This is a genomic window from Pseudomonas aegrilactucae, from assembly GCF_019168305.1.
GTDB classification, from domain to species: Bacteria; Pseudomonadota; Gammaproteobacteria; order Pseudomonadales; family Pseudomonadaceae; genus Aquipseudomonas; species Aquipseudomonas aegrilactucae.
The window spans coordinates 1-1,976 of sequence record NZ_JAHTBI010000152.1 but is presented as its reverse complement, the minus strand read 5'-3'; the positions used below and the strand labels follow the sequence as shown (position 1 = coordinate 1,976).

Here is a 1,976-nt window from a genome sequence, read left to right as displayed (position 1 = left end):
GACTTCGCCGGACGGTTACAGTTATGGCGCTCGGTGGAATCGAACTCGGGATTTTTTAGATGTCAGTACGACATCAGTCTACAAGTAATTCAGAGCCGCATACGGAATGGTAAACCTCCCGAATTCGAACGTTGTTGATCATCCCCTCCGGCGAGAATAGGTAGGAGTCCGCCAAAAGCTGCCGTGGCGACAGGCAGCGGACGGCCAAAAGCTGCCGGTCGACACTAGACATGTCTGGCAGCTATGGGTAGCCTCTGGCCATCAGTCCTTCGGTGTGCATGCTTTGGTGTCGCTTTTTCAACCTGAAGATGTCGTATTTATCACCTCTGATGCGTTAAATATCCAAGAGTTGATCTTAGTTGCGGCGGGTTGAATGTTATGCGACAGCGATGTCTCCTAATTTATAGTTAGCCATCACTAAAAGGTATTGCGTATGGGAAAGCAAATATCACCAGCTGGGATCATGGCGCTGAAGGAAGCTCTATGCTCTGTCTACTGGTACAAGTCCGAGTTAAGAGGCTTTCTCCAGCTTTGCCTATCAAATCCTTCGATACTTAACAAATTCAATTGGGAGAACTACAAGAGGCAAATCGCCTCCGATATCATTGACTATCTTGTTGCCAACCAGTCCTCGCATCTTGGCGATCTGACCAAAATTTGTTACGAAGTTTGTAAGATTACTGATTTTTCACATCTAAAATCTCTAGATGACGGCCCTCAAAAAGTAGAGAAAGCACGAAGTTCAGTAAACCAGTTAAGACAGCTTGTTGAGCCTCACCAGGAAATAAAAAAAGAACAGGATGAGATCAAGAGAAGACAAGAGCAAGCGGCCGAGAAGCTAAAAGCGAACGTAGCCGTTCGCCAAAAACTTGAAGAAATCAAAAATAGGTACATGCCTCTTGTTGGAACAGACGACGCTCAAGGCCGTGGATTTGAACTAGAAAAGATCATGTATGAATTATTCGAGCTTTTTGATCTTGACCCCAAGGCGTCATTTAAAAATCTCGGCGAACAGCTGGATGGGGCATTTTCGCTAGACGGCACTGAATATCTCTTCGAGGCAAAGTGGCAGAAAAATCTTGTCAACAAAGCCGACCTAGCCGTTTTTTCCGATAAGGTTAAAACAAAGCTTGAAAATACTTTAGGTGTTTTCTTATCTATAAATGGCTTTTCTCAAGATGGTGTCGCCGCCCATCAAGCAGGAGGTGCCTCGATCCTACTAATGGACGGCGGTGACCTAATGGCTGTATTTGAAGAACGCATAGACTTCACGAGCCTGCTGCTTCGGAAAAAACGCCATGCAGCTCAAACCGGAAATATCTACTTCAGTTACTACCAGATGGCCCGTGGTGGCAATGGCTAACAAATGGTTCAAGTCGCTCGCTCGGGACTGGCTAAAGCCCGCCTCTTAACCAGATACTATGTATTTTCGGAGTGTACGTGAAACTTCTCGATGAAATTCAAAATGAAGTTTGGCACATCTTAGTGTCAATCTATACGCATAAACGATTATTAGAAGACCTCCCTAAGTGCCTCACGCGATATGATATGGCCAATCAGTTCGTAGCACTTAATGAGTTGGCCGAGATGCTTGTAATTCGCATAGCGCGTCTTGCAGATGAACGAAAAGACGCAAGGTCTATATCATTGCTTTTGAAACGTGCAAATTTCGGCGCAGCATCAGCTGAAGTAGCGGAGGCAGGCAAAAAATTTATTTCATTGGCAAAACCACTTGTTAAGATTCGACATGAACAAGTCGCCCATATGAAACCTGGTGTTCTAAGCAGTTATGAGCCTAAAAGCCCTCCAGTTGAAGCTCTGCGAGCCACTGAAGCTCTCGTCGACCTAATTGATACAGCTACAGGACAGCACGTTTCGTATATATACAAAGTCGGATCAATGGAGGCTCTCATTGATCTTAGAGCTTCATTAGCAACTGGCACCATGGTCGCAGCACAGTAAGCGTCCGCCGAAGT

Annotated in this window: 2 protein-coding genes; both read left to right on the top strand. The window is 45.5% G+C overall.

The genetic code is table 11. The features are described 5' to 3' along the window. The first annotated feature begins 433 nt into the window (after nt 1-433). On the top strand, nt 434-1,363 hold the full coding sequence (locus KUO17_RS26090; RefSeq protein WP_217978433.1) for a hypothetical protein: 930 nt from the start codon (nt 434-436) through the stop codon (nt 1,361-1,363). 77 nt (nt 1,364-1,440) lie between these two features. Beyond that, nucleotides 1,441-1,962 (top strand): hypothetical protein, encoded by a 522-nt coding sequence (locus KUO17_RS26085; RefSeq protein WP_217978432.1) that lies wholly within the window; start codon nt 1,441-1,443, stop codon nt 1,960-1,962. Nucleotides 1,963-1,976: the final 14 nt, after the last annotated feature.

Coding starts and splice junctions, on each gene's coding strand:
- KUO17_RS26090 (WP_217978433.1), top strand. CDS start 434: ATGGGAAAGCAAATATCACCAGCTGGGATCATGGCGCTGAAGGAAGCT.